Below are 24225 nucleotides of genomic sequence, written 5' to 3'. Positions count from 1 at the left end.
CTGACGCTTAAAAAATCCCTGTCCCTTGCTAAACAAATTAGTGGTCTCCATCCAGTGCCAGATATATATCCTGCTGTTGACCATCACGCTCGACGGTCAAATTAAATTTGCTCATCCCTGCCAGTTGCGCCATCGCCTGCTGTGCCTGATCCGCATCACGTAAATCCATGCCATTTAATGACACGGCGAGATCGTTATCCTGCAAGCCTGCGCGGTAGAAAAGATCGGGATTTTTGCCGGGGTTTAACTGATATCCTTTCAGGACTTCTTCTTCCGTGACGGGAGAAATGGTCAGGTAGTCCTGCGCCGAGAAGGGATCTTTTTGTATCTCATCTTTCACCTGATTAAATGCGCCAGAAGACGACGGCGCGCCAGTCGCTTCTTCTTCCTGATACAAATGCAGCGCCTCATAGCGCCCCTGATACTGGAGCACGACACGATCGGCAGAGATAGTCACAATTTTGGCTTCATAGCCCGGAATGGCATCGCCGACATTGCGACTGTATTGCTGACTATCTTTAGCGATAATGGCAATCGAACGCTTGGCGTCTCCACTCGCCAACACCCCAGTCAGGCTGATATTTAACGAGGTTAGCGGAATATTGCCGGATAATGCGGCGTCGTTAACCGCAGACGCATCTGCATCGGGGGCATGGCCGAATAAGGTAAAATCACCCGGCGTTGTGGGCTTTTCTTTCGCCTGGGCAGGCGTGACCGACACGCCAACAATGCGTGAGTCTTCGGGTAGGAGAAAGCGCCAGGTCAATACGGCCAACTGCTGACAAATCAGCAGCAAAATCAGCCCCAACACAATACGTCGGATCAGCGGAGCTGGCAGTGACCGAAAAGTGGCAACCAACGAATGAAAAGACGGATCTTTGAAAGCTTGCAATCGTGCCATAGATAATCATCCATAATACTCCCCACGCCGATTGGCGTGGGGAAAATGCCTTATTCCGTTGCAGCTTCCCGGGTGATGGTTTCATCACCGCTGGTCGTCAGCGCGGCATCCTTATTTACACGGTCTTCGAGCCTGATATTGTCAATATGACCGAAATTCCAGGCTCCCGGTACATCTTCAAAAATGACATTTTTAAATTCACTGTTCTTCAGGAACGTAATGTCCGTCGCTTTTACATTTTTGAATTTTACATTCTCAAAATGCAAGCCTTGGTGATAGGCATCACGTCCAAAAGAGAACTTATACGCATCAGCCATTTCAGCCACGGTCATCCCATCGACCATGATACTGTTTTTCTTCGCTGTACCATCAACCGTGACGTTGGAAACGGTCACATCACGGAACTGTGCGGGCTCAGCGGCAGGCTGGGTGTCGTTCACGTCCGCTTTATATTTAATCGTGAACACAAACGGCTCGTTGACAATATCACGCATCGCGTTATTACGGAATACCACGTCACGCGAGCCACCACCATAATAGGGGCGGCTCTTCATGCGCAAGCCAACATCCGTCTTATTCATTACGTTGTCTTCAGCAACAATTTTTTCAATCCAGGCACCGGTATGGCTACCTGTGACCACCGCACCATGCCCACGGCGGAAGTAGTTATTGAAGATCCAGGCACCGCTCTGCGCTTTTTGCCCCAGCGTGGCGACTTCGGCACCGTATCCCGCAGCAAAGTTTACGCTGTCATCACCCGTGTCAAAAAAGTTATTGAATACCATGACGTTCTGGCTGTTGCCGAATTCAATGCCATCCGCATTATTGGCATCGTACGTCGTGTGTACCAGCGCGTTCATCGCCACATTTTCGGATTCCAGCACCATCACACCGTGGAAAGCCGGATTCAGAATCGTCAGCCCTTCCAGATACATGTTGCTCACGCCGCGCAGCGTCATCAGGCTGGAGCGTCGGTTTTTGTACGCCTCATCCAGTAACATCCCTTCAGCAACGGCTTTTGCCGTTTGGTCTTTTGCCAGAATACCGTCACTGCCAACATTGGCGGCTTTGCTCGCACGGTAGAGCGGCAATTCATTCTTTAATTCATCAATTTCAGTAATGTTTGTATCGCTGGCTTTAATGCCACGCGTCCAGCCGTTGCCATCAATGGTGCCCTGCCCGACGATACGAATATTTTTAAAGGTGCCTGCATGGCTACTGCCCTGATCGTCCGCTTCCAGTACGTTAATCAGCGAAGGCGGACGCTTCGGCAACTTAGGTGAGCTGTAAGGGTAGAGATAGTAGCCGCGAGCGAGCGGGTAATCATCACCGTTTGCCGATCCCAGCAATATGGCACCTTTCGCGACTTCAAACGTCATATCACTGTGCAGGAACAGCGCGCCGGTTTTAAACGTTCCCCCCTCAACCACGACCTTACATCCTTTCGGATACGCGGCTGGCGTACAGTCATCAATCGCCTTCTGAATCGCCACCGTGTCGTTGGTTACGCCATCCCCTTTCGCACCATAGTTGGTCACATTCAATGAAGCTGGCGTCGCCGTCGTTTTCTGCACGACGGTTTCACTATCAACGGATTCTTTGCCGTCGTCATAAAGCGCACGCACCGTGAAACGGTATTCCGTTTCCGGTGACAGATTAGCCACCTTGAAATTATGGAAGCTGACGCGGACATGCCAGTTATCGGTATCGATCGAATTGTAGAAGTTATCGATATACGGCTTGGCCGGCGAATGGGTGTTCTGGTTATCAATGGTTCCGCCCAGCAAGGTTCCATTCATGTAGACACGGTAATCCTTAATGCCAGCGGCTGGTTTAGTCGGTTTTTCCCAGGCAAGTACCACGCTGCTATCATCATAAGCCAACGTCGGCACTTTAAGATTTTGTGGCGCGGCGGAACGATCAATACCGACATCCGGTGTTGAGTCGCTATCGCTGCATCCGGCAATCAGGCCGCTCAGGATCAATGTTGCGCAGAGCGTAAGACGGGTACGAGGTAAAAAGTCAGTCATAGCATTTCCTGTATTTTTACTATTATTTTCCGATGTATTTCGCCCTGCGGCAGGATCGTTGCCACAGAGCGAAACCTATCGGCAGAGGGTTTACAGATAAAAATAATGCGTTGGAACAGACGTTCTACGGCAGAGAAATATCCAATTTCCCCGCACCAGCATTGTCCAGAACGTATTTCTCAACGGCGGCGATGGATTTCCCAGCGCTATATGCATAAGGCGGACTCCATTCCAATTCATTGGTGCAGGTTTCCAGCGCCCATGCAGGAGCGGCTTTCCCAGAACTCGTGGCGGCGGCCCTCTCGGCTTCTTGCAATACACTGCATTTGTCTACTGCGATTTGATTCAAATTGCTTGCCGGATTGCCATTGAACCAGGAGCCGTTGTCTTTAAATTTGCTTCCCTTGTAGGCACCGATAATCAGATTTTCATCCGCACCGCCGCCCTGGAAATTAAACACGTTACTTTCGGAAAGAATGGATGAATCGAAGCCCATCCCAATGGCATAGAGAATGGGGTAATTCGTATCCGTTGCCCCGCGATGGTAGTTATTGAGCAAATGCACCTGACCAAAGCGTACACGCGGTGAACGCTGCACGCTGTTGTCCCATAAATTCCCTTCAAAAGTGATTCGGTATTCCCCTTTATCACCATCGCCGGAGCCAATTAATACCGTTTTGTCATGTTGGGCGAAAATGTTGTAGGAAATCGTCAGGTAGTCAGCACCGTCTTCGATATCCAGCAAGCCGTCGTGGCGCTGGATATGCTTGCCAAACAGCACCGGTTCCTGATAGTCAGGATGTTCACCATCCGTAAAGGTACAGTGATCGACCCAGACATTTTTGCTGGCGTTAATCGACACGGAATCATAACGCGCATTCCAGTTCCCTTTATCACCGTCGCCAGCATCCCAAGCCGGAGCAAAGTCACGCGGTGCCTGAAACGTAATATTACGGATAATGATATTGCTGTTATCCGTTTTGCCGAACGTGTGACTTAAGGTGTTGAGGGATAAATAGCCTTCTACCAGTTTCGCTTCGCTACCCACACCTAAAATCGTGGTATTTGGCGGTACCTGAAATTGAATCTGCGCCTTCTGGTTGTTGGCATACTGCGAGCGTTGACCATTCTGCTTTTTAAGCAGGCTAAGTTCAGCGCTAGCCGCCGCCGCACCGCTGCCGCCAGCATCCGCCGTCGCTTTCAACTGCGCCATATAATCCTGGTCGAACGCTTTGACGTATAAATCAAAATCAAACGTCGTTTTATTCGGCTTGGTTTTATAATACTCAGCATCCGCATAGCGTCCATTACCTAAATCATCGCCGCGAACCGTGCCTTGCCAGTAGATAATTTTGGGCTCTAACTTTGCCTTCAATTCCGCATCGGCATCGCCTGCGATATAACGGGGGCTGCGGATATTATTTAATGCGTCTTTTAATTCCTGACGGCTGGTGACGACATAAATGCTATTTTCATGCGCACCCTCGCCCCCCGTCGTCGCATAAAACTTACCATCCGTATTATGATATTGTGCAGCCCAGCCAAACGGTGCCGTTTTCACCTGCAAATCTGGCGGAGCTGCTTCTGCCACTGGCTGCTGACTATTATCACACCCGGAAAGCACGAGCCCGGAAAAGGCAATAGCTACCGCACAGGTGCGTAAACGACCAGTCCCAATAACCATTCTAAACATTTTATCCCTCAGTATTTTTTAATTATTAAAATAACAAAATAAATCCGCACAAAACCCTGCGATATTAATCGCATACTTTAAAAGTACTTTTATTCTTAATGTCGTGGCAGATTGGCACGTCCCTTATTGATAAAAAGCAGCGCGCTATCTGTAGTAAAAAACCACATAATAATACTGCCCATTTAACGTCCGGGACTGTTAATTAAATGATGATGGCACCACCCCACGCTGATTGATTATCGAACACCAAAAAGAAACGTAATACCTACAATGGTAAAACATGGTTTCATTAAAGCAAATTCACACGTTTTTTTTGCGACCCGCATCAAGATTCCATCTGTGATTATTATGACTGTAATAGTTTTTAATCAAAATGGAGGAACTGTCACATAACCGAGAGATTCAGTTTTCTGGCTCTTTCTATTTTTTGCAAAATAAGGCAGACGGCACCATCCTACGCACCCGACTTTGGTTTATGATGTGGTGCTACACGACCTAAGTACCCCCTAAACACTTAAGGATGAGCGCGTGGACAACGCACCGGACGCAACGACACACTCACAGCCAGCACTGCTTGCCAGATACCCGATGCCCGGTTATCTGATGGTTATTTATGCTCTGCTTTTTACCGCACTCGGTTGGTTCAGCCACCAGCGCTGGGGGAGCCCTGCTTCTCCTGAGCTCGCTTTGGCTGCTCAAGCTGCTACCTTGCCTATGGTAGAAGAGCAAACGCCAGCAGTTCCCACAGCAACGCCTCATCAAGAAGCGCCCCATACCGATACGCCAGTTCCCCCAGAGAAAAAGACCACGCTGCCGTTACCCGCCATCAGCAATGGTGAGATTCCGCCGTTGGCCTACAGCGCACATGTTTACACGTCGGATGAAACCAAGCGCAGCATCACGCTCAACGGCCTGCAATTCCGCGAAGGGGATTCGCCAATAGAAGGGCTGACCATAGAGCAAATTCAGCAGGATATGACCATTTTTAGCGTAGAAGGTGAAGTGTTTATTCTGGAAACACTGGAAGATTGGCCGGGCGGAAAATTCAACGAGAATGAACGTTCCGCCGACGATGAAAGTGGAAACGCTACGCCTTAGCCTCGGCTGCGAATGGCATCAATAAACAGCGTCAACGTACGGTTAAATTCCGAACACTGCGCCTCTTTTGGCGTACTGTCTTTCAATAACCCTTGATACAGGCTTTCACTGCGCTGCGGTAAAGCCTGATAGCTCGCGACATTCCAGCCTCGTTGTTTCGCTACAGCCAACGCGACATTGGCAATCGTTGCATCATCAGGCAGATCGCTGCGATTACACTTCGATTTGAGATAGCGGGTAGCCGCCACCAGCGACGCCAGCTGATTCATTTGATCGTTAGGAGAAACCGTTACCGCAGAAGACTGACCTGCCACCGTTCCTTTTTGGGCAGACGTTCCTGTTTGTTGGCACCCGGCCAGCGTGACGCAAAGCAGCGTTAACGCAGAAATTTTAGACAGAGATAATGACATGACAAACTCATCCTGATTGAGATTAACGGTAGGCATTCTAGCAAATGATAAGCCGCTGTCACGGCATGTTTATGTGCTCCCGGCCAGACAACCGGGAGCCGTGGGCATCAGGAAATCACAATCAGGCAGTCGTGCCCTTGCCGGGTAAGGATTTGGTGGTTGGCAGGAGACCGTCGGCACGGAACATGGCCTTAATACCGCGTACCGCCTGCCGAATACGATCCTGATTCTCAATTAAGGCGAACCGCACATGGGTATCACCATAATCGCCAAAGCCAATGCCGGGGGAGACACAAACCTTCGCTTCCGACAGCAGTCGCTTGGCAAACTCCAACGACCCCAGATGCGCATAGGCTTCAGGAATTTTCGCCCAGACGTACATTGACGCTTTCGGTTCATCAACCATCCATCCAGCCTCGTGCAGACCACGAACCAACACGTTACGGCGCTGGCGATACTGCTCGGCAATATCCCGCACACATTGCTGATCGCCTTCCAACGCAGCAATCGCCGCCACCTGCAACGGCGTGAACGTGCCGTAATCATGGTAGCTCTTAATCCGCGCCAGCGCGCTGACCAGCTCCGGGTTACCGACCATAAAGCCGATGCGCCAGCCCGCCATGTTGTAGCTTTTTGACAGCGTGAAAAACTCTACCGCGATATCCTTCGCGCCGGGAACCTGCATGATCGACGGCGCTTTCCAACCGTCATACACGATATCAGCATAAGCCAGATCGTGGATCACCAACACGCCGTACTGTTTCGCCAACGCCACAACGCGTTCAAAGAAATCCAGCTCGACACACTGCGCTGTCGGGTTCGATGGAAAACCGAGAATCATCATTTTCGGCTTAGGAATACTCTCGCGGATAGCGCGCTCTAATTCATTGAAGAAATCGACACCGTCTACCAGCGGCACAGAACGCACCTGCGCTCCGGCAATCACCGCACCATAAATGTGAATCGGGTAACTAGGGTTAGGCACCAGCACCGTATCGCCATGATCCAACGTTGCCAGCATCAGGTGCGCCAGCCCCTCTTTGGAGCCGATCGTGACGATAGCTTCGCTTTCAGGATCGATATCAACCTCATAGCGATCGGCGTACCAGCGGGAGATAGCACGACGTAAGCGCGGAATGCCACGGGATGTCGAATACCCGTGAGTATCTTCGCGTTGTGCAACCGTACAGAGTTTTTCCACGATATGAGGAGGTGTCGGGCCGTCAGGGTTACCCATGCTGAAATCAATAATATCTTCGCCGCGACGACGCGCAGCCATTTTTAATTCAGCAGTAATATTAAATACATATGGGGGAAGACGATCGATGCGCGTAAAACGGCGCGGAGAAGTAGAATCAGCCATAACATCCTCAGATTAACGTGAGCGCCCGGACCGTCCGAGCGACGCAGTGCCTGTAAAGGCACTCTACTCAGCATCATTCAAATCGCAGTAAACCCGTTTTCGTTGACGACAGCTTTCGTTAACTACAGCTTTCGTTAACTACAAGGGTACAGGCGACCTGAAGTGTGATGAGCTTATTCAAGCTATCTCAGATAATTCGTCCTGTCGATACCGTGCTCATAAATTTTTCCAGCCCGGAATTAAGACTCATCAATTTCTGACTAAAATCGCGAAAAATGAAGAATACGCACCGGAAGAAGCATTACACTTGATGACCCACTCAGGCCTTGTAAATAAGGCACTTATGCCAGTGAGGCACAGGATAGTTAATCCGAGAGTAAGCTTATGACTGAGATGCGATATTTCACCGAGAGTTGGCCAATAGAAGGCGCCTTTACCATTTCACGCGGCAGCAAGCGTCAGGCGGATGTCGTTGTGGTGGCGCTCCAGTCCGGCAACGTGGCAGGCTACGGCGAGTGCGTCCCTTATTCACGCTACGGCGAGTCCCTAGACAGCGTAATGGAACAGATTGCCTCACTGCATAGCGACTTTCGTAACGGTTTAGATCGAGAGACGCTGCAAACCATCCTGCCTGCCGGCGCGGCACGCAATGCGCTCGATTGTGCATTCTGGGATCTGGAGTGCAAACAACATCAGCAGCGCATTTGGCAGCGTTTGGATCTTCCTTCGCCTACGGCGTTGGAGACGGCCTATACGCTATCGCTGGATACGCCAGACCGTATGCGCCACGCCGCAATACATCATGCCACTCGCCCTCTTCTCAAACTAAAACTGGCAGACGCAGACGATCTGGCCAGAGTTGCGGCCGTACGCGAAGGTGCGCCATTGGCACGTCTGATTGTGGATGCCAATGAAGGATGGGACACCGAACGCTATCTGGCACTGGTTCCTGAACTCGCCGCGCTTGGCGTAACGATGATCGAGCAACCTTTCCCAGCAGGCAAAGATGATGTGCTGGCAGACTTGCCCCGCCCGATTCCCGTCTGTGCCGATGAATCCTGTCATGACAGTCAGTCGCTGGCCGCTCTGGTCGGCCGCTATGACATGATCAACATTAAGCTGGATAAAACTGGCGGACTAACTGAAGCCCTGCGCCTGCGAAAATATGCACAGGCGCAAGGTTTAAAAATTATGGTCGGCTGCATGGTGAGTACATCGCTTTCGATGGCACCCGCTTTTGTCGTGGCGCAAGGTACCGCCGTGGTCGATTTGGATGGCCCGCTGCTCTTGCAGCGCGATCGCACTAACGGGCTGCACTATAACGGTAGCGAAATATTACCGCCCAACGCATTATTGTGGGGATAACGCGCGTTAACCTGCATTGAGCAACTATTAAGGAGTGTTGTGATGCAACGTCTTGTTTATGTTGATGGACAGTATTTAGAAGAAAATGAAGCAAAAATTTCTGTATTTGACCGTGGTTTTCTGTTTGCCGATGCCGTCTATGAAGTGACGGCGGTCATTGATGGCAAACTGGTTGATTTCCCCGACCATATCACTCGCCTGCAACGCTCCTGCCGCGAGCTATCGCTCACGTTGCCTGTCACACCTGAGGCACTCAAAGAGATTCACGATGAGCTGATCAATAAAAACGATCTAAAAGAAGGCGCGATCTATTTACAGCTTAGCCGTGGCAATGCGGGCGATCGTGATTTCTATTTTCCTTCTGCCGACGTCAAATCCACGCTGGTGTTATTCACTCAGGCACGTTCGCTGGTCGGTAACCCGAAAGCCACCACGGGCCTGCACGTTGTCACCACCGAGGATATTCGCTGGCAGCGTCGGGACATCAAAACCGTCAGCCTGCTCGCCGCCAGCCTGGCAAAAGAGTATGCCCATGCCAATCAGGCCGACGATGCTTTCTTTGTTGAAGAAGGTTTCATTACCGAAGGCAGCTCCTGCAACTGCTACATCGTCCTGCATGACAACACGGTTGTGACCCGCCCACTGAGCAACGCTATTCTGCACGGCATTACGCGTCAGTCGCTGCTCAAGCTGGCAGAAAAGGATGGCATTGCGCTGGAAGAACGCTTTTTTACGCCGGAAGAGGCGTATCACGCCAAAGAGATTTTTGTCAGTTCAGCCACCATGCTCGTTCTCCCCGTCGTGATGCTGGATGGAAAAACGATCGGCGACGGCAAGCCCGGAAAAATTACTCAGCGGTTGCGTGAAATCTATCTCGACATGATTAAACAACAGGAAAGATAGCCGCACTTCACATCCTGTAAGCACGGCTTCGATGTTCATCCGTTACCCGTTCACTGCCGGATAACGGATGGCTGAGCACATTATTTATCCTCGCCCGAAATGCTATCAGGCAGCGCAAGCCCTGAGTTTTCCAGCACCATCTTCTGCGGTACGGCCAGCGGAATGTTTGATGCCCGTAGCCGCTTGATAATCTCAAACAGCAGATCGCTCTTCGCTTCTGATACCATTCTCGGGCTGCTGACATAGCCCGTAACACTCAGCACCATGCCCGTTGGGTTCAACTGGCTGAACTTCACTGACGGTGCGGGTGTTTCCAGAATCGCATCATGGTTGATGTAAGCATCCAGCAAAAGCGTCCGAACTTCTTCAGGATCGATATCGAGCGGGAACGTCAGCGCTAGCGTCGCGACCCCAAACGGGTTCCCCATCGTAATATTGCGCACATTCTGTGAAATGAACTGAGAGTTCGGCACAATCACCGTCGAACGATCCCCAAGCTGAATTTCTGTCGCCCGCACATTAATCCGTCGGATATCCCCTTCAACTCCGCTGATACTGACCGAGTCGCCGACTTTCACCGGGCGCTCCGTCAACAAAATCAGGCCAGAGATAAAGTTCTTCACGATCTCCTGTAAGCCAAAACCGATACCCACTGACAGCGCGCTGACAATCCATGCCAGCTTGTTCCATTCAATCCCTAATGTCGCCAACGTCAGCAGGATAATCAGGATATAGCCAATGTTGCTAAACAACGTCACCAGCGATGCTCGGATCCCACGTTCTAACGTCGTTTTAGGAAGAAACTCATCTTCCAGCCAGCGTTTTGATGAACGTAAAACATAAATCCCCACCACCAAAAAGAGCACGGCATTGACCAGGTGTGCCGGTACAATGCTTAAGGTTTCCAGCCCTTTCCCACCCCAGATTTCAACGGCTTTTTGCACGAGTTCCAGAGGGGTCGTCGTACCAAACGTTCCATTAAGCAAGGCGACAGCTGCCATTAAAATTAACAGGACTTTACCGCTGGCCGACAGAATCAATGTGGCCTGAGCCAGATGTCGATCGTCTAGGTTGAGCGAATTCTTCATTCGCTTGCCACAGGTATTGTTGGGAGAAAAGAGGCTTTCGCAGATATCGGTAATAAACGTTGAGAACAAATACAGGCAGGAGAACACCATGCCGATCCACACCAGTTCGAACGCCAGGAAGCGAGCCAGTGAGATATAACCGATGACCAGCGACACCAAAATAGCAAACGCCGTCGCCAATACGGCAAGATGAATGATGCCAGATAATGTCGAACGCGCTTCCGGCTGTTCCCCTGAGTGCACCATCTGCCGACGAATCTGATCGCTTTTCAGCGTGATCGTCCCCGCAGTAAAGGCCAGGAACAGTGCAGATAAGCCATTCACCATAATGGTTGCCGCGACCGATGTCCCTACCGTCGCCGTGATTTGTTCAATAAAACCGAAGATCAGAATAATGCCGGCGGCAACCACGGGAAACGGCTTCATCGCTTTTGCGACAGGGTTAGCAATCGCGGGCAAGCGCCATGAAGGGCGCTGATTCGAAAGGAATGCGCGCCCCAACCCAGCGATCATCGAACAGAAAATTGCCTGCCGCACCAATGCATCAAGGAACGACACGACACGCTCTGAAGCCTCACCATGACGCGTAAACGTAAAGTCGATCAGATTCACCGCGATACCGATCGTGACCACGGTTGAAATAACTGACGCGGTGGCTAAAAAACTCCGCCGCAGACGCCCTTCCGGCAGCCAGTGAATTCCCGCCCAGGCCAGACATTTCTCCAGATACCGACGCCCCGCCGAACTCATGACCATGGCGATCAAAATCAGGAGTGCAGAACCGTAACGCCAGTCCGGCTCCCAGGCCACCGTAAAGGCGTCACTTAATTGATCCTGAAAGGTGCTCAGGCGACGGACATCTTCAGCCTGCGGAGCCACAAGCGGAGCCCAGAAGCGCCCGCCCAGAATGCTACCGGAGTTCAATGCCAGCTGCGTTTTCAGCGCATTACGGCGCAGAGTAACAATTTGCGCAGACAAATTGGCCGCACCGGTGCGTAAAGCCTGAATCTGCTCGATCTGCGCATCCATTTTTGCTTTTTGCGTATTCAGACTGTTTCGCTTACGCGTCACTTCGCTGGTTTCATTAATACTGGAGCCGGACTCTGGCGCTGGCCCTAAGACATCCAACTGAGCCTGAATTTGAGCCCGCTGCGGTGCCACAGCATTAGCAAGCTCGTTAGCGTTATTGACCAGTTCCTGCGTTGTGTCATTCAACGCGCCAAATTTGCTGTCGTTATTTGTGCCTGAAACCTGCTGCTTGATGTTATCTAACTGTTTTTGCAGCTTGATCAACTCGGCATCAACATTAATTTTTACGGGTGCATCGGTCTGCGCGGGCTGTGGGTCAGGGTCAGGATCAGAATCCGCACTCGCCGCCGATGCATATCCAACAGGCAGCAGCAACATCGCCAGCAGACAAACGCGCAAAAATGCGGATGAAAGAATGTTCATAAATCAAAAGGTTCCAAAGTTCGACAAAATAGCGGATCCACAAATGACTGAGCGATAAGCCTAGCACGTGAAAGTAGCCCACACTCATCCAAAACCCAACGAATGCGGGCATAGTGTACCAATAGCGCAGGATGCAGAATACGCCCGATCATAACTTGAAAAGAATTACTGGAAGCATCTAGCAGATAAAACTGAAATGTTCATTGCTATGTGTAGTTCATGTGGACGAGGCTCGCAATTGTGCAAAAAAGTCACACCAGAGAAAGCGATAGTCACAAAAGTTGTACAGAGATTCACCGTATAGCGTAAATCCAGCGCCAACCCGTTGACTCACTGGGACGTGTGGGTATAATCCAGCCCACTGTTGTGACAAGCAACAGCCATTTCTTTTTTGAAATGCGCCCTTAGCTCAGTTGGATAGAGCAACGGCCTTCTAAGCCGTAGGTCACAGGTTCGAGCCCTGTAGGGCGTACCATTTCAAGTTCTCCCAGACTCTACCGAATTCAACAAAACCCCGTTATATTCATTGATACCACTAGGATTTTCTGTCGCTGAGCTCCACCGAGGTCAACCCAGCATACCGGAAATCAAGTCGATGTTGGGGGCCTCTATGGGGGCTCTTCTTGTTCAATGACTATTAGGGGCCCCCACGATGCCACTTAATGCTCGACAGATAGAAACCGCCAAGCCACAAGATAAACTATAAAAAGACTATTACCGTTTAGCGTGGTCTCTTTTGCTTTCACTCTGCTTAAACAGAGGAAAATAGGCTCAGTGCAATTTCACTGAGCCGGCGGTGTTTATAGTGGTGAGGTTCGCCAGCCACTGAAGTAATGACCGATCGCGGACGGTTGGTCGAGAGGAGCGGTGGCTGCTATATAGCCATCTGGCCGAACTAACAGGTATTGATCGGAATAGGGGCTACTTCCCGTCTCAACGTGCAGAACATGGACGATATCAGGCAGTGATGCAGGTACAGTTGCCGTGCCAATGATGAGCAAACTGTAATGACGATAATTTAGATGTGAGTAAATTCTGCCTGGCTGACCAGAGTGAGAATCCCTCCACATGAAATCATGCAGCCTTTCGCCAACACGCCCGTCTGTTCCATAGCGAACGCCCATACCCGTGATGTAACCCGCGCGTTTTTCGACAATCTTGACGTAATCATCGGCGTGGGTACCGGTATCTGAGGTTTTGGTTGAACGCACGAGTTCCGCTGACGTTTTTACGACTTCCAGCGCGACCGCTTTTCGCTCTGTTTCGTAAGTCTGTAATAGCGTTTGGGGCGCATGATGATGAGTAATCATCGCCATTTTCCAGATGAGGTTAAATGCATCAGCCAACCCGGTATTTAACCCTTGCCCACCATTTACCGAGTGAATATGGCTCGCATCACCAGCGATAAATAATTTATTTTCAAGGATGTAGTGTTCTGCTACAGACTCTTTAACCGAGAATTGTGAATACCACTCAATCGACTTGAAGCGCAGACGGTGTGGTTGCAGAGCATGGTTAATTTTCTCTATCGCCTGCTGTTGCGTGAAGTCCTCACTGTCCATCTGGATATAGAAACGATCAATCTTACCTTCACGTGGTATCCAGGCGACATCGGCAGTTTCTGCCTGGAAAACAATAATTTCCGGCACTTTTGGGAAATCAGTTTCTATTTCGCCATCAATCACTGCCCAGGTAATTTGTGGTCGAGTGATCTCAAACGGGATAGCAAAGTGTTGGCGCACAAACGATCGTGAACCATCTGCACCAATCAAATACCGGGAACGAACGATCTCACCGCTGGTGAGCGTGGTGAGGCAGCCGTCTTCTTCCAGCACAATATCTTCCACAGAAGTATTACGGCGCACGGCACTCTTTAGCTCGGTGAGCTTATTATCGAGCGCTTGTTCCACATAAGCCTGCCCAATCATTAAAAAATGCTTGTGAAAACAGCCTTCTAAAGCTTCCCACCAGGTAGACTGGCGTGAAATAAATTTGCCTTTTGACCAGACTGAGCTGGTATTGCAGGTTTTGCCTAAGGGATAAAGCTCATCGAATAAACCGATGATTTCAAACAGCTGCAAGCTACGGGCGTTTAGCGCATCAGCGCGGCCTACCGTTAACGGCCCTTGTGATTTGTCGATAATGACGGTGCTTAAACCTGACAGCTGAGCAAGATAGGCACAGGCCAGACCGACCGGCCCCGCGCCGATAATCATGAGATCAACATGCTGTGGTTTCATGACGGCTGCACCAAATGTGGGTTATTCAGTGGCTGTTTAGCATGGATATGCACCCGGCGGAGATGACGACCACTCTGGCTGGTATAAGATTCGCGGCCGTGTAATAACGAGTAGTTATCTGCAATCGCAATATCACCGCTTTGCCACTGATGAGCATAATAAACCCGTGGATCATATAAGGCGTCTTGCAAGCTGCTGAGTAATTGTTCTTGCTCTTCAGGTTCAATACCAGAGAAGTGATAAGTCGATGGGTTCAAGAATTCTTTATCGCCAGCAATCGGTGGCTCACAAAAACGAATCACGGGATGAGTGCGGTAGGGGTGTTGTTCAATAATAGGAGCCTGTGCGGTACTGCTGTATAGCTCGACTGCGCGCTGATACTGACCAGTTGCACGCTGCCACAATGCTTTGGTTTCCGGTGATGCCAGGCGTAACGCCGCAGTGGTACTCGAAAACGTGGTGCGCCCTCCCTGATCTTCGCCAATCGCTGATACGCATTGAAAAACTTGTAGTTCAGGCACGGTTTTCAGGTACATGCCGTCCCAATGCAGGGGGACATAGTTGTTAGCAAAAATATGGTCGGTAGCATCGGGTTTTTCAACCAGTTCCAACACGGCTCCAAACGGCCATTGCATGATGTCGCCAATGGCGGAACAGTATGTTGTTAAATTTTCTGCACTCGTAAAGCTATCAAAGCCCCGCAGTATGACTAATTGCTGATTTTCTACCAGTGTACGCAGCCAGGTAGGTGATAACTCGCCAATATGTACGCCTGACTGTTTAGGCTCAATACGAACACCAAAATGACAGGTTTCACCTTGAGAGTTGATTAAAGGCTGATAATTAAATCGATCTTCTAAAGTGAATGCGTCCATTTTACGTCTCCGTGTATTATCCATTGTTGAAAGATCTTTCAGATAATATCGGCAACAAATATTCAACACCACGGATACAATTATAATAATTAGGATGATTTGAATATAGAATCACTCCTCCCTATTTTTCACCAATAGATAATAGACCTTAATAAAAACCCATAAAAAACCCCGGATAAACGCATCCAGAGTCTTTGAATCGTGCAAAACCGTCGCCGTTTCAGGCTTAGCCGCGGTTTTCTTCAATGTAGCGGGCCAGCTCCGCCGGGGTCTTCAGAACGGTGGCAACTTCGGTTGGTGGAATCACGCAGCCATAAACATCCTGCACTTCCAGCACCAGATCGACCGCCAGAATAGAGTCGAGAATATCGGACTCAATCAGCTCATCGTTAAAGCCCACTTTACGGGATAAAATTTTTTCAAACAGCGCGAGTATTTCTTGTTCCATCATTTTTCCTGAGTAATTAGATCGTGCGGGCGTGGGTATCCAGCAGCTTACGGTCGATTTTGCCGTTAGGATTAAGCGGCAACGCATCTTTGATAATGATTTGGGAAGGCACCATGTAGGGAGGAATCACCTTCGAGAGCGACGTTTTAATCGCTTCTGGCGCTAAGTTCGTTACGCAGAATGCCGCGATGCGCAAAACGCCGCCGCCCGATTTCATCAGCGGCAGAACAACCGCTTCGCTGATGTCGGATATCGCCAGCAGACGATTTTCAATCTCGTTAATTTCAATACGGTAGCCATTCAGTTTGATCTGGCTGTCATTACGACCCTGACAGTACAGCAGCCCATCCGCGGGCTCGTAGCCCAGATCTCCTGTTCTGTAACCGCGGAATGCTTCGCTTTCCCGGTGTAGCAATTTTTCCGCATTCTCTTTCGCGAGCCCGAGGTAGCCACGCATCACGTTTTTGCCCCAAATGATCAGCTCACCCTCAGACGTAATTTCCATTCTGGAGTCCGGCATCATCGCGCCAACCGGCAGCAGGTCGTTTTCACTGTGCAGGATTTCATCGGTAATTTCTATGACGGTGGTCGCGATAGTGGCTTCCGTTGGGCCATAGGAGTTGAGAATTTTGGCGTGTGGGAAGCGGCGGCGTAACTGTTTTACCAGCGCCTTGTTGAGCACTTCGCCAATGAACACGAAGACGTTGAGCTCAGGTAAATATTCACTGTTGAACTGGGGAGAGAGCAGCCTCTGGTAGGCGAAAGAGGGCGTTGAAACCCAGACGGAAACGCCGTTGTCTTTCAGGCGGTCGAGCCAGTTTTCTGTCGCGATATCCTCTTTCGCATTCAGAACAATGTGCCCTCCAGTTGCCAGATTCGCCAGCAGCGGGATCAGAGAGAGATCGAAGCTGAACACAGCATGGTTCATCAGCACGGGCACGTCAGGCAGCGCAAAGTCCTCGCGCACCCACTTCATGAAATGCCACAGGCTTTCACGCCCGATCTGCACCCCTTTGGGTTTTCCGGTGCTGCCCGAGGTGAACATGATATAGGCGAGATCCTGTTCGACCAGCGCCTGACCCGCCTCACCGGTAGCAATGAACTGTCTGGTCGCCACATCGTAATAATAAGGCGCACTTGCCAGGTGGCAAATCTCGTTGAGCCGCTCCTGCGGATAGATGCAATCCACCGGGATATACGGAATGTTGTGTAGCAGACAGCTATAGATTGCCACGGCAAACTCGGCCTGCTGATGTCCGTACAACACAACTGGCGAGCCAGCAGGCTGCCGACAATGCTGATAGCGATCAGACCAGTCGGTAACGGCGACAGAGAGTTGTTGCCAGGTCATCGCGTCATCGCTTCCGCTAATCGCCAACTGATCTGGGTTCGCGGGGTCGAGTAATGCCGCCCGGAGGAAATCTTGCAGTTCCTGAAGCTCTGAGTGAAGGTTCATAGAGGAGACATTCCGCTAAAGATGTAGAGGGAGGCCGCAGCGCTTGCCAGCGTCAGAATGCGACCGATGAACACAATAACCGGATGATGTAGACAACTGCTCAGCGCAGGACTGCGTTTGGCTGACCACTGCAGCATGTTGTGAGCAACGGAAATAGCGCCAAACAGCGCGCCGCTAATGACATAGTGTCGTTCGAGCCCGTTCCATGCCCCCATACAAAACAGGGTGCAGAAGATGCCAATATTCTGCGCCAATGTTTTGTTCTGTCGGAAAAAGTCGAGCTTCATCAGATTCATATAAATTGGCATAAAGACCACATCCCTCAGCCATTCAGACAGGCTGATGTGGAAGCGTCGCCAGAAGTCCTGCGGGTTTTTCGCCAGAATAGGCATATTGAAGTTCTCTGGGATGTTCAGGCCAAATAAGCGCCCTGCTCCGATAGCCATATTGCTGTAACCGGCAAAATCAAAGTAAAGGTAGGCGCTATAGGCCAGCGACATCATGACCCCCACGCTTAATGTAAACGGGCGCTGGCTCCACGACTCAATAACCAGATTATTGATCAGCATGGCGAATAGGAACTTCTGGATAATACCGGTGAAAATTTGCTCCATCGCCACTAAAAACTGCTCACGGGTAATAATGAAGACCGGTTTATTAATGTCATTCACCCATGTCCGCCAGCGATACATCGGGCCAGCCAGAATAATAAAAGGCATAAAGAGGTAGCAGAAGTAATGCAGGACGTTATGGCCATCTTTTTTGCTGCGATAAAGCAGCACATCAATGGCGCGGAAGGTCATAAAGGACAGGCCGATCATGCCCCAGTGGTTGTTGAGGTGTAATTTCACCAAAAACAGCGGCAACAGCGTCAGGCTGACCGCTTGCCAGGTTTTTAACCACCCTTTCTCTTTTAAGGTGACGAGAACATAAAAACTCAGGAACACGGCCACGGGAACAACGTAATCCCCCTGGAAAATATACCCCCAGCCGAATACCGCCAATACGGAAAAGGCGGATAAATACGTCAGCCGATAACTGAATACGCGATTAACCAGCGCAAACAATAATGCTGATGAAAACAGAAGGAAAAAAAACATTCCGGAGCTGTACATCATTCATCCTTCAGAATTTTTGATATTCAAAATGCACTTTTAAACTCATGCTTTCATCAACAGAGGTCCACGCGACAATGGTGACTGCCAGAAAGAGATAAAGGAAAAAAAGGCGAATGGCGGTTTTCATCATTTAAAACTCTCCGCAATAAATTGATCCATCGCGACCCATGCTGGTTCAGTTGGATGCAGGCGATCCCAATTCCAGCCGTTCTGATAAGGCTGCGCATACATATCAAAATAACGAACCTGATTTTCTTCCAGCATCGACCTGATCTGGCTGTCGACTGGCTGGAATTTCTGGGAGTTATTAATCGCCCACGGATTAATCGGATCAACAATGACCACAAACTGGGCATTGCGCGCTTTCAGCAGTTGGATCGTCGCCCGTAATACTTCCATCTGCGCCGGAACAATCGGTGCGTTATCCCACTCTTCCGGCGTTTGATCGTCTGCAAACACAGATTTATCCATCCACAATGTCTCTGCACTTTGCTGACGAGACTGGTTCATTACATGAGCCTGCGCCAACTCGCGATTCCAGTCGGGAGTCATGTTGGACGTTGGCTGCTGAGGCCACCGTTGTGCAGGCTGAGGGACAATATGTAGCATCGCCAACCAGTCGTTTTTTATCAGCTCGCAGAAATTAGCAAATTGATAACTCACTTCCTGCCAGATAATTTGCGGATCCCAACCATAGACCTTCATTTGGCCGAAGGTTAAATGGCTTATCTCTTCTTTATCGATATGTTGTAGATAATTGACCAAAAAGGGACGCGCCTGCTCATCCTTCATCAGCGGATTAAAAACAGGTGCAGGGAAATTGTTGGCAAAAATGGCCGGGGGAATACCGTCTGAATAAAAACTATCGGGCGCAAGCAGCAAAACAACCTTACTGTTAGCATTAAGATCGTTTTTAAAGCGCGAGAGCAGTAAAAAATGTGTGACGCTATCGACATAGCTATCGCCATAGGCCACGACCGGACGATGTAGCTGGTTATTAAAGTAATTATATACCGCGTAATGTTCGTCTTCAGATGTCGAAACCTCAGAAGCTCCAAGAAAGAAAATCGCATTCCCCTGTAAGGCATGGGAAATGGTGGCAATTTTTTCCTTTTGTTCTTTTGCCGTCCCTTCCATTGTGTTAATCAGAGGCTGGAACGTTAGTGCCGGATCAATGCTCGCCACTAGCGGGGGAACGCTAAGAAACAGGATGGCAAGGGTAGCCATCAGGATATGTAAGCAGAGAGTATTTTTGGTTTTCATTATAAAGTAAGGCTACATAATATTTATTGTTTAAAATTTGTGAATTTTTATCTTCACGGTAAATCGATCCCTGTTTTTTGGGATTATATACCAGGCTTATCTGCGATGATGAGCGTTGCTGTGTAACGGTATGTACAGTGTTTATGTCCGTCACATAATAGGGCCAACGCCCCCCACGGGATCGAGGCAGGAGAAGGGTTCTCTGACATTCATTCGCCCCTTACGCGGTTCGAATATGCGGTAGTAAAAGCTCGATGGCAGGGACCGCTTAAGGCTCAGTTTGCTAACGATTGTAGGGATGATGAGGTTCAAGCGCTTTAGGCGTTATGTGAATAAGGATCAGTAACGTCCAGTTCAGTTTTTGACTGCTTCTTGTACCGTGAATTTGATTCAGAGAAATGTAGAATGGCAGGATGGAAAAATAGCGGTCATTATTGAAAATAACCGCTATTTACTTCAATTCGCTACCCGATCTAAATCGCCATAAAATGAATATGGGTAGCCATTTTCCAGCCACTCAGCATCGTCAATAACGCAAACATCGTCTTCTATATAAATATCTGACGCCATGATTTTTATTGCGAAGCTATTGGTTTTATATTCCGAGCGATAATTATCATAGGTAATTTCACCTCTGCCGAAATAGTCACCGAGTTCTTCCCGCCATAATAGCTCGATCTCTGCATTAAACGGGCCGCTCCCCATTTTCCCTTTCAAACTGGCGATAATCTTTTTCTTCTCAACGAAACCCCACCGCACGGCGTCCAATGTCCAGGCATCGTCGCTAACGCTAAACTCACCAGAAAAAATCGCTAAAAGTGCGCCATTCTTATCAGAACACATTTCATTTCCTTGAATATTCAAAATTTGTCGGTGGAACCAACTATCTCAAACGCTTTTTAATCGCCTGACTCACAGCCCAATAGCACAATCGCTAACGCGGGTAGCGCAGCGCTTCCACAAACAGTGAGAAGGCAGTGGTATGCTGTTTACGGCTGGGATAATACAGGTAGTAGCCGGGGAACGGTGAGCACCATTCCGTTAGCACCCGAGTCAGACGCCCACTGGCAATGTCATCTCGTACCGCATCTTCCGGTACATAGGCCAGACCGAGCCCGATGAGTGCCGCATCGATCCGCTGGCGCAGGCTATTCATGGTCAGCTGTCCCTCAACGCGCACCTTGATTTCCCGACCGTTTTTTTCAAACTCCCATGCATAGATGCCGCCCATCGTCGGCAGACGCATGTTAATACAGCGGTGATGCTGCAAATCCTGTGGCGTCGCGGGGGAAGGATTACGGGCGAAATAGTTCGGGGAACCGACCACCGCCATGCTCATTTCCGGTGCGATACGCACGGCAATCATGTCTTTTTCCACCTGTTCACCCAGGCGAATACCCGCATCAAAGCGGCCGAGAACGATATCGGCTAAAGCATTATCCATCGTAATTTCGACGTTAATATCGGGGTAATTCGCCAAAAATGGCTTTAAGACCGGCCATAATACCGAATCAACCGCATGCTCCCCTGCCGTAATACGAATATTCCCCGCAGGCCGCTCGCGCATGTCGCCCAGCGCAATCAACTCGCTCTCAATATCCGCGAAGCGCGGGCCGAGGCTATGTGCCAGCTTCTCTCCCGCTTCCGTCGGCGCGACGCTGCGCGTGGTTCGAGTCAGCAAACGCACGCCAAGTCGTTCTTCAAGGCCGCGAATCGAATGGCTTAGCGCCGACTGGGAAAGCCCGAGCTTCGCCGCCGCTTTGGTAAAACTACGTTCTCTTGCCACCACAAGGAACGAAATGAGGTCATTAAAATTTTCTTTTAACATCAGAGTGTCCGAAGAGTGGTGCCATGAATGATGTCCATGTGAAATGGTCAATCGCTAATTAAACCACGCTGAAAACCAGCGACGGGACTTAGCGTCCTGCATTACGCAGCGTAATTAATGAATATAATTCATAGCCGCTTGCGGGTTTTGTCCTCTGGTGCTTCTCCGTAAATCGCAGTAACGTTTTGCACAGCCGCTGTCTTTCAGCTTTCACCAACCCTGAATAGTTCAATTACAGCGAATCTTTCAGTAACTACAAATTTTTCAACAACAGCTACGCTTTCCATGAGATGACTTACCGCCTCTGCCGTGATGTTATCCATGTTAGTCTCAGCTGCGATTGCCGAAAGGGAGGAAAAATTGAAAATTACCCGCAGTGGTTCACTGCCCGTCCCAGCCTGGCCCGGAAAGCTATTTTTCCGGCAACGTTCGTATTGATGCGCCCTTTCAGGGCACCGCCCCCGCTCGGGTTGGCGGCGCGACGGTCACCTTTGAACCCGGCGCACGCACCGCATGGCATACCCATCCGCTCGGTCAGACGCTGATCGTCACGCAGGGTCGGGGCTGGCTTCAGGAATGGAGCGGCGACATTCAGGAGATCAATCAAGGTGATATCGTCTGGATACCCGAAGGTGTAAAACACTGGCACGGCGCGACGGCACAAACCGCGATGACGCACATTGCCATTGCCGAGTCACTTAACGGCAGCCCGGTCGACTGGCTGGAAAAAGTCAGCGACGAGCAGTACGGAAACGGGAAATAGCATAAGGAAAGCGTCTCTATAAGAAAAAATAGCGGCGGGTAGAAACAGCAAAGCCACTCAGCGTGAAACTGAATGGCTTTTCCCTTTGCTCAACGATGCAGCTAGCGCATGTGGAGATTGACGCCAGAGACCTCTTTTCTGAGTTCAATAATCTCTTCAGCCAGCTCACGGCACAGCATCGCATTCATCAGGTGATCCTGCGCGTGTACAACGATAAGTTCGATATTGGCTTTTTCCTTACTCTGGTTGCCAATAAATCCGGTCTGGATCAACTGCGCCCGGTTCAGCGCCACCGCCGCCATTTTTAATAGTTCATCGACGTGATCCCACTCCCCTCGACGAGCGGATCTCAGTGCTTCCATTGCGCAGGAACGTGTTTCGCCAGATTTAACAATAAGCTCAATCATCCGCGTTTCTACATCCATTATCCCATCCCCCGAATATCAGTTGCTGTGTCACTTTTTTGTCGGTCAATTAGCCCTACATTGCAGACAAGCGCACGTGACACCGAAGAGATACGGTGCATTTATTGTATCGCTACTCACAGCCTGCATAGTAAATATAGACGATGAATCAAGATTTGTTTCTTTAAATCATGATGTTATATCTCATATTCGATGAAATAAATTTCACAGTGGCACCAACCTGTTTTTACGAGGTAGTTTTATCCCCTTTCACACCGCGACACCTGCTGAAATAAAGTGATGACCGAAATATCACATTCATCGAAACCTTAATTTAACCTTAAGAAAGAGAAATAATAATAACTATCATTATTATTATCGATATGTAGAATCCATTTTCGACTGCCGCTACATCCCTGCCTGTGTCACTAAAATAATGCGATACGAGGGAGTCAATGTCGGACAGCAATATTCAAACATAACGGGTATTGATAAGGGTAAATACTATGAAGCTTGGTTTTGGATTACTGAGTTCTGCCGTTTTATTAGCTTCCGGCCTGACTCTCAGCGCATCGGCAAATGCAGCAGAAAACGATGAAGGGATTGTGATTTACAATGCCCAACATGAAAACCTCGTGAAATCCTGGGTTGACGGTTTCACGAAAGAAACCGGCATCAAGGTGACACTGCGTAATGGCAGCGACACCGAATTGGGCAACCAACTGGTGCAGGAAGGGAAATCGTCCCCTGCCGATGCCTTCCTGACTGAAAACTCACCGTCGATGGTGCTGGTCGATAACGCCGATCTCTTTGCTCCGCTGGATAACGCGACCCTTGCTCAGGTGCCGTCTGACTATCGTCCGTCCCACGGCCGCTGGATCGGAATTGCCGCACGCTCCACCGTCTTTGTCTACAATCCGACCAAATTTACCGACGCTCAACTGCCGAAATCCTTAGCCGATCTGGCGAAGCCAGAATGGAAAGGCCGCTGGGCGGCGTCCCCATCCGGTGCAGATTTTCAGGCCATCGTCAGCGCCTATCTGGAGCTGAAGGGCGAGAAAGCCACGCAAGAATGGCTGAAAGGCATGAAAGAGAACTTCACCGCCTACAAAGGCAACAGCACGGTGATGAAAGCCGTGAACGCAGGCCAGATTGATAGCGGCGTGATCTATCACTATTACCGTTTTGTCGATCAGGCTAAAACCGGCGAAAACAGTAACAACACGAAGCTGTACTACTTCAAGCATAAAGATCCGGGCGCGTTCGTCAGCATTTCAGGCGGCGGCGTACTGGCATCCAGCAAACATGCGAAAGAGGCACAGGCCTTTATTAAGTGGATTACGGGCAAATCCGGTCAGGAGGTATTGCGTACCAACAATGCGTTTGAATATGCCGTTGGCGTCAACGCAGCCTCAAATGACAAACTGGTTCCGCTGAAAGATCTGGATGCACCAAAAGTCGATGCCGCCAAGCTCAACAGCAAAAAAGTCGTGGATCTGATGACGCAAGCTGGCTTGCTGTAACGCA

19 protein-coding genes, 1 tRNA gene and 1 pseudogene are annotated in these 24225 nt (G+C 49.9%); 6 read left to right on the top strand and 15 right to left on the bottom strand.

Translation table 11 applies throughout. The features are described from left to right. Window positions 1-37: 37 nt before the first annotated feature. The 3 genes from gspC to JFY74_07325 all read right to left on the bottom strand — a co-directional run bounded on the left by gspC (window position 38) and on the right by JFY74_07325 (window position 4624). Window positions 38-901 carry a type II secretion system protein GspC gene (gene gspC / locus JFY74_07335; GenBank protein QQG29841.1) on the bottom strand — a complete coding sequence of 288 codons (864 nt, stop codon included), beginning with the start codon at window positions 899-901 and terminating at the stop codon, window positions 38-40. Between the two features lie 50 nt (window positions 902-951). Further along, window positions 952-2931, bottom strand: coding sequence for a glycoside hydrolase family 28 protein (locus JFY74_07330; GenBank protein QQG29840.1), 1980 nt, complete (start codon window positions 2929-2931; stop codon window positions 952-954). A gap of 124 nt (window positions 2932-3055) precedes the next feature. Then, window positions 3056-4624, bottom strand: coding sequence for a polysaccharide lyase family 1 protein (locus JFY74_07325; GenBank protein ID QQG29839.1), 1569 nt, complete (start codon window positions 4622-4624; stop codon window positions 3056-3058). A 528-nt stretch (window positions 4625-5152) separates the two neighbouring features. Here JFY74_07325 and gspB point away from each other — a divergent pair. Then, window positions 5153-5722 (top strand): type II secretion system assembly factor GspB, encoded by a 570-nt coding sequence (gene gspB / locus JFY74_07320; GenBank protein ID QQG29838.1) that lies wholly within the window; start codon window positions 5153-5155, stop codon window positions 5720-5722. Here gspB and gspS read toward each other — a convergent pair. Together gspS and alaC are read right to left on the bottom strand one after the other, a co-directional pair. Beyond that, window positions 5719-6132: a type II secretion system pilot lipoprotein GspS gene (gene gspS, locus JFY74_07315; protein ID QQG29837.1), complete on the bottom strand. Its 414-nt coding sequence runs from the start codon at window positions 6130-6132 to the stop codon at window positions 5719-5721. The genes gspB and gspS overlap by 4 nt on opposite strands. Window positions 6133-6253: 121 nt before the next feature. After that, window positions 6254-7495: an alanine transaminase gene (gene alaC, locus JFY74_07310; GenBank protein QQG29836.1), complete on the bottom strand. Its 1242-nt coding sequence runs from the start codon at window positions 7493-7495 to the stop codon at window positions 6254-6256. Window positions 7496-7879: 384 nt separating this feature from the next. Between alaC and ycjG the strand changes: the two genes are divergently transcribed. Then, window positions 7880-8860 (top strand): L-Ala-D/L-Glu epimerase, encoded by a 981-nt coding sequence (gene ycjG / locus JFY74_07305; GenBank protein QQG29835.1) that lies wholly within the window; start codon window positions 7880-7882, stop codon window positions 8858-8860. Window positions 8861-8902: 42 nt separating this feature from the next. Then, complete coding sequence (locus tag JFY74_07300) at window positions 8903-9763, top strand: D-amino-acid transaminase (protein ID QQG29834.1); 861 nt, start codon at window positions 8903-8905, stop codon at window positions 9761-9763. 80 nt (window positions 9764-9843) lie between these two features. Here JFY74_07300 and JFY74_07295 read toward each other — a convergent pair whose 3' ends face one another. After that, window positions 9844-12303 (bottom strand): mechanosensitive ion channel family protein, encoded by a 2460-nt coding sequence (locus tag JFY74_07295; GenBank protein QQG29833.1) that lies wholly within the window; start codon window positions 12301-12303, stop codon window positions 9844-9846. Between the two features lie 398 nt (window positions 12304-12701). On the opposite strand from JFY74_07295, the gene JFY74_07290 reads away from it, so the two are divergent. Then, a tRNA-Arg gene (locus tag JFY74_07290) sits at window positions 12702-12778 on the top strand. A 325-nt stretch (window positions 12779-13103) separates the two neighbouring features. On the opposite strand, the gene JFY74_07285 is transcribed toward JFY74_07290, so the two are convergent. The 8 genes from JFY74_07285 to JFY74_07250 all read right to left on the bottom strand — a co-directional run bounded on the left by JFY74_07285 (window position 13104) and on the right by JFY74_07250 (window position 21531). Continuing rightward, on the bottom strand, window positions 13104-14543 hold the full coding sequence (locus JFY74_07285) for an FAD-binding protein (GenBank protein ID QQG29832.1): 1440 nt from the start codon (window positions 14541-14543) through the stop codon (window positions 13104-13106). Beyond that, window positions 14540-15418 carry a TauD/TfdA family dioxygenase gene (locus tag JFY74_07280; GenBank protein ID QQG30475.1) on the bottom strand — a complete coding sequence of 293 codons (879 nt, stop codon included), beginning with the start codon at window positions 15416-15418 and terminating at the stop codon, window positions 14540-14542. Before JFY74_07280 ends, JFY74_07285 begins: the two co-directional genes overlap by 4 nt. A gap of 226 nt (window positions 15419-15644) precedes the next feature. Continuing rightward, window positions 15645-15866: an acyl carrier protein gene (locus tag JFY74_07275; protein ID QQG29831.1), complete on the bottom strand. Its 222-nt coding sequence runs from the start codon at window positions 15864-15866 to the stop codon at window positions 15645-15647. Window positions 15867-15882: 16 nt separating this feature from the next. Further along, entirely contained in the window at window positions 15883-17322 is a 1440-nt protein-coding gene (locus tag JFY74_07270) for an AMP-binding protein (protein QQG29830.1), read from the bottom strand. Beyond that, on the bottom strand, window positions 17319-18437 hold the full coding sequence (locus tag JFY74_07265) for a membrane-bound O-acyltransferase (protein QQG29829.1): 1119 nt from the start codon (window positions 18435-18437) through the stop codon (window positions 17319-17321). Before JFY74_07265 ends, JFY74_07270 begins: the two co-directional genes overlap by 4 nt. A 129-nt stretch (window positions 18438-18566) precedes the next feature. After that, window positions 18567-19703 carry a DltD gene (locus JFY74_07260; GenBank protein QQG29828.1) on the bottom strand — a complete coding sequence of 379 codons (1137 nt, stop codon included), beginning with the start codon at window positions 19701-19703 and terminating at the stop codon, window positions 18567-18569. Between the two features lie 456 nt (window positions 19704-20159). Next, window positions 20160-20546, bottom strand: coding sequence for a hypothetical protein (locus JFY74_07255; GenBank protein ID QQG29827.1), 387 nt, complete (start codon window positions 20544-20546; stop codon window positions 20160-20162). Between the two features lie 91 nt (window positions 20547-20637). Beyond that, on the bottom strand, window positions 20638-21531 hold the full coding sequence (locus tag JFY74_07250) for a LysR family transcriptional regulator (protein QQG29826.1): 894 nt from the start codon (window positions 21529-21531) through the stop codon (window positions 20638-20640). A 321-nt stretch (window positions 21532-21852) separates the two neighbouring features. Here JFY74_07250 and JFY74_07245 point away from each other — a divergent pair. Then, window positions 21853-22294, top strand: a pseudogene (locus tag JFY74_07245) (cupin domain-containing protein). Between the two features lie 101 nt (window positions 22295-22395). Here the strand turns inward: JFY74_07245 and JFY74_07240 are convergent. Beyond that, the gene (locus JFY74_07240; protein ID QQG29825.1) at window positions 22396-22719 is read right to left on the bottom strand and encodes a PTS lactose/cellobiose transporter subunit IIA; all 324 of its coding nucleotides are present in this window, start codon (window positions 22717-22719) and stop codon (window positions 22396-22398) included. 485 nt (window positions 22720-23204) lie between these two features. On the opposite strand from JFY74_07240, the gene JFY74_07235 reads away from it, so the two are divergent. Beyond that, window positions 23205-24221 carry an iron ABC transporter substrate-binding protein gene (locus JFY74_07235; GenBank protein ID QQG29824.1) on the top strand — a complete coding sequence of 339 codons (1017 nt, stop codon included), beginning with the start codon at window positions 23205-23207 and terminating at the stop codon, window positions 24219-24221. Window positions 24222-24225: the final 4 nt, after the last annotated feature.

The organism is Pectobacterium carotovorum (assembly GCA_016415585.1).
Lineage (GTDB): Bacteria > Pseudomonadota > Gammaproteobacteria > Enterobacterales > Enterobacteriaceae > Pectobacterium > Pectobacterium carotovorum_K.
This window is presented reverse-complemented; position numbering and strand designations above follow the sequence as displayed.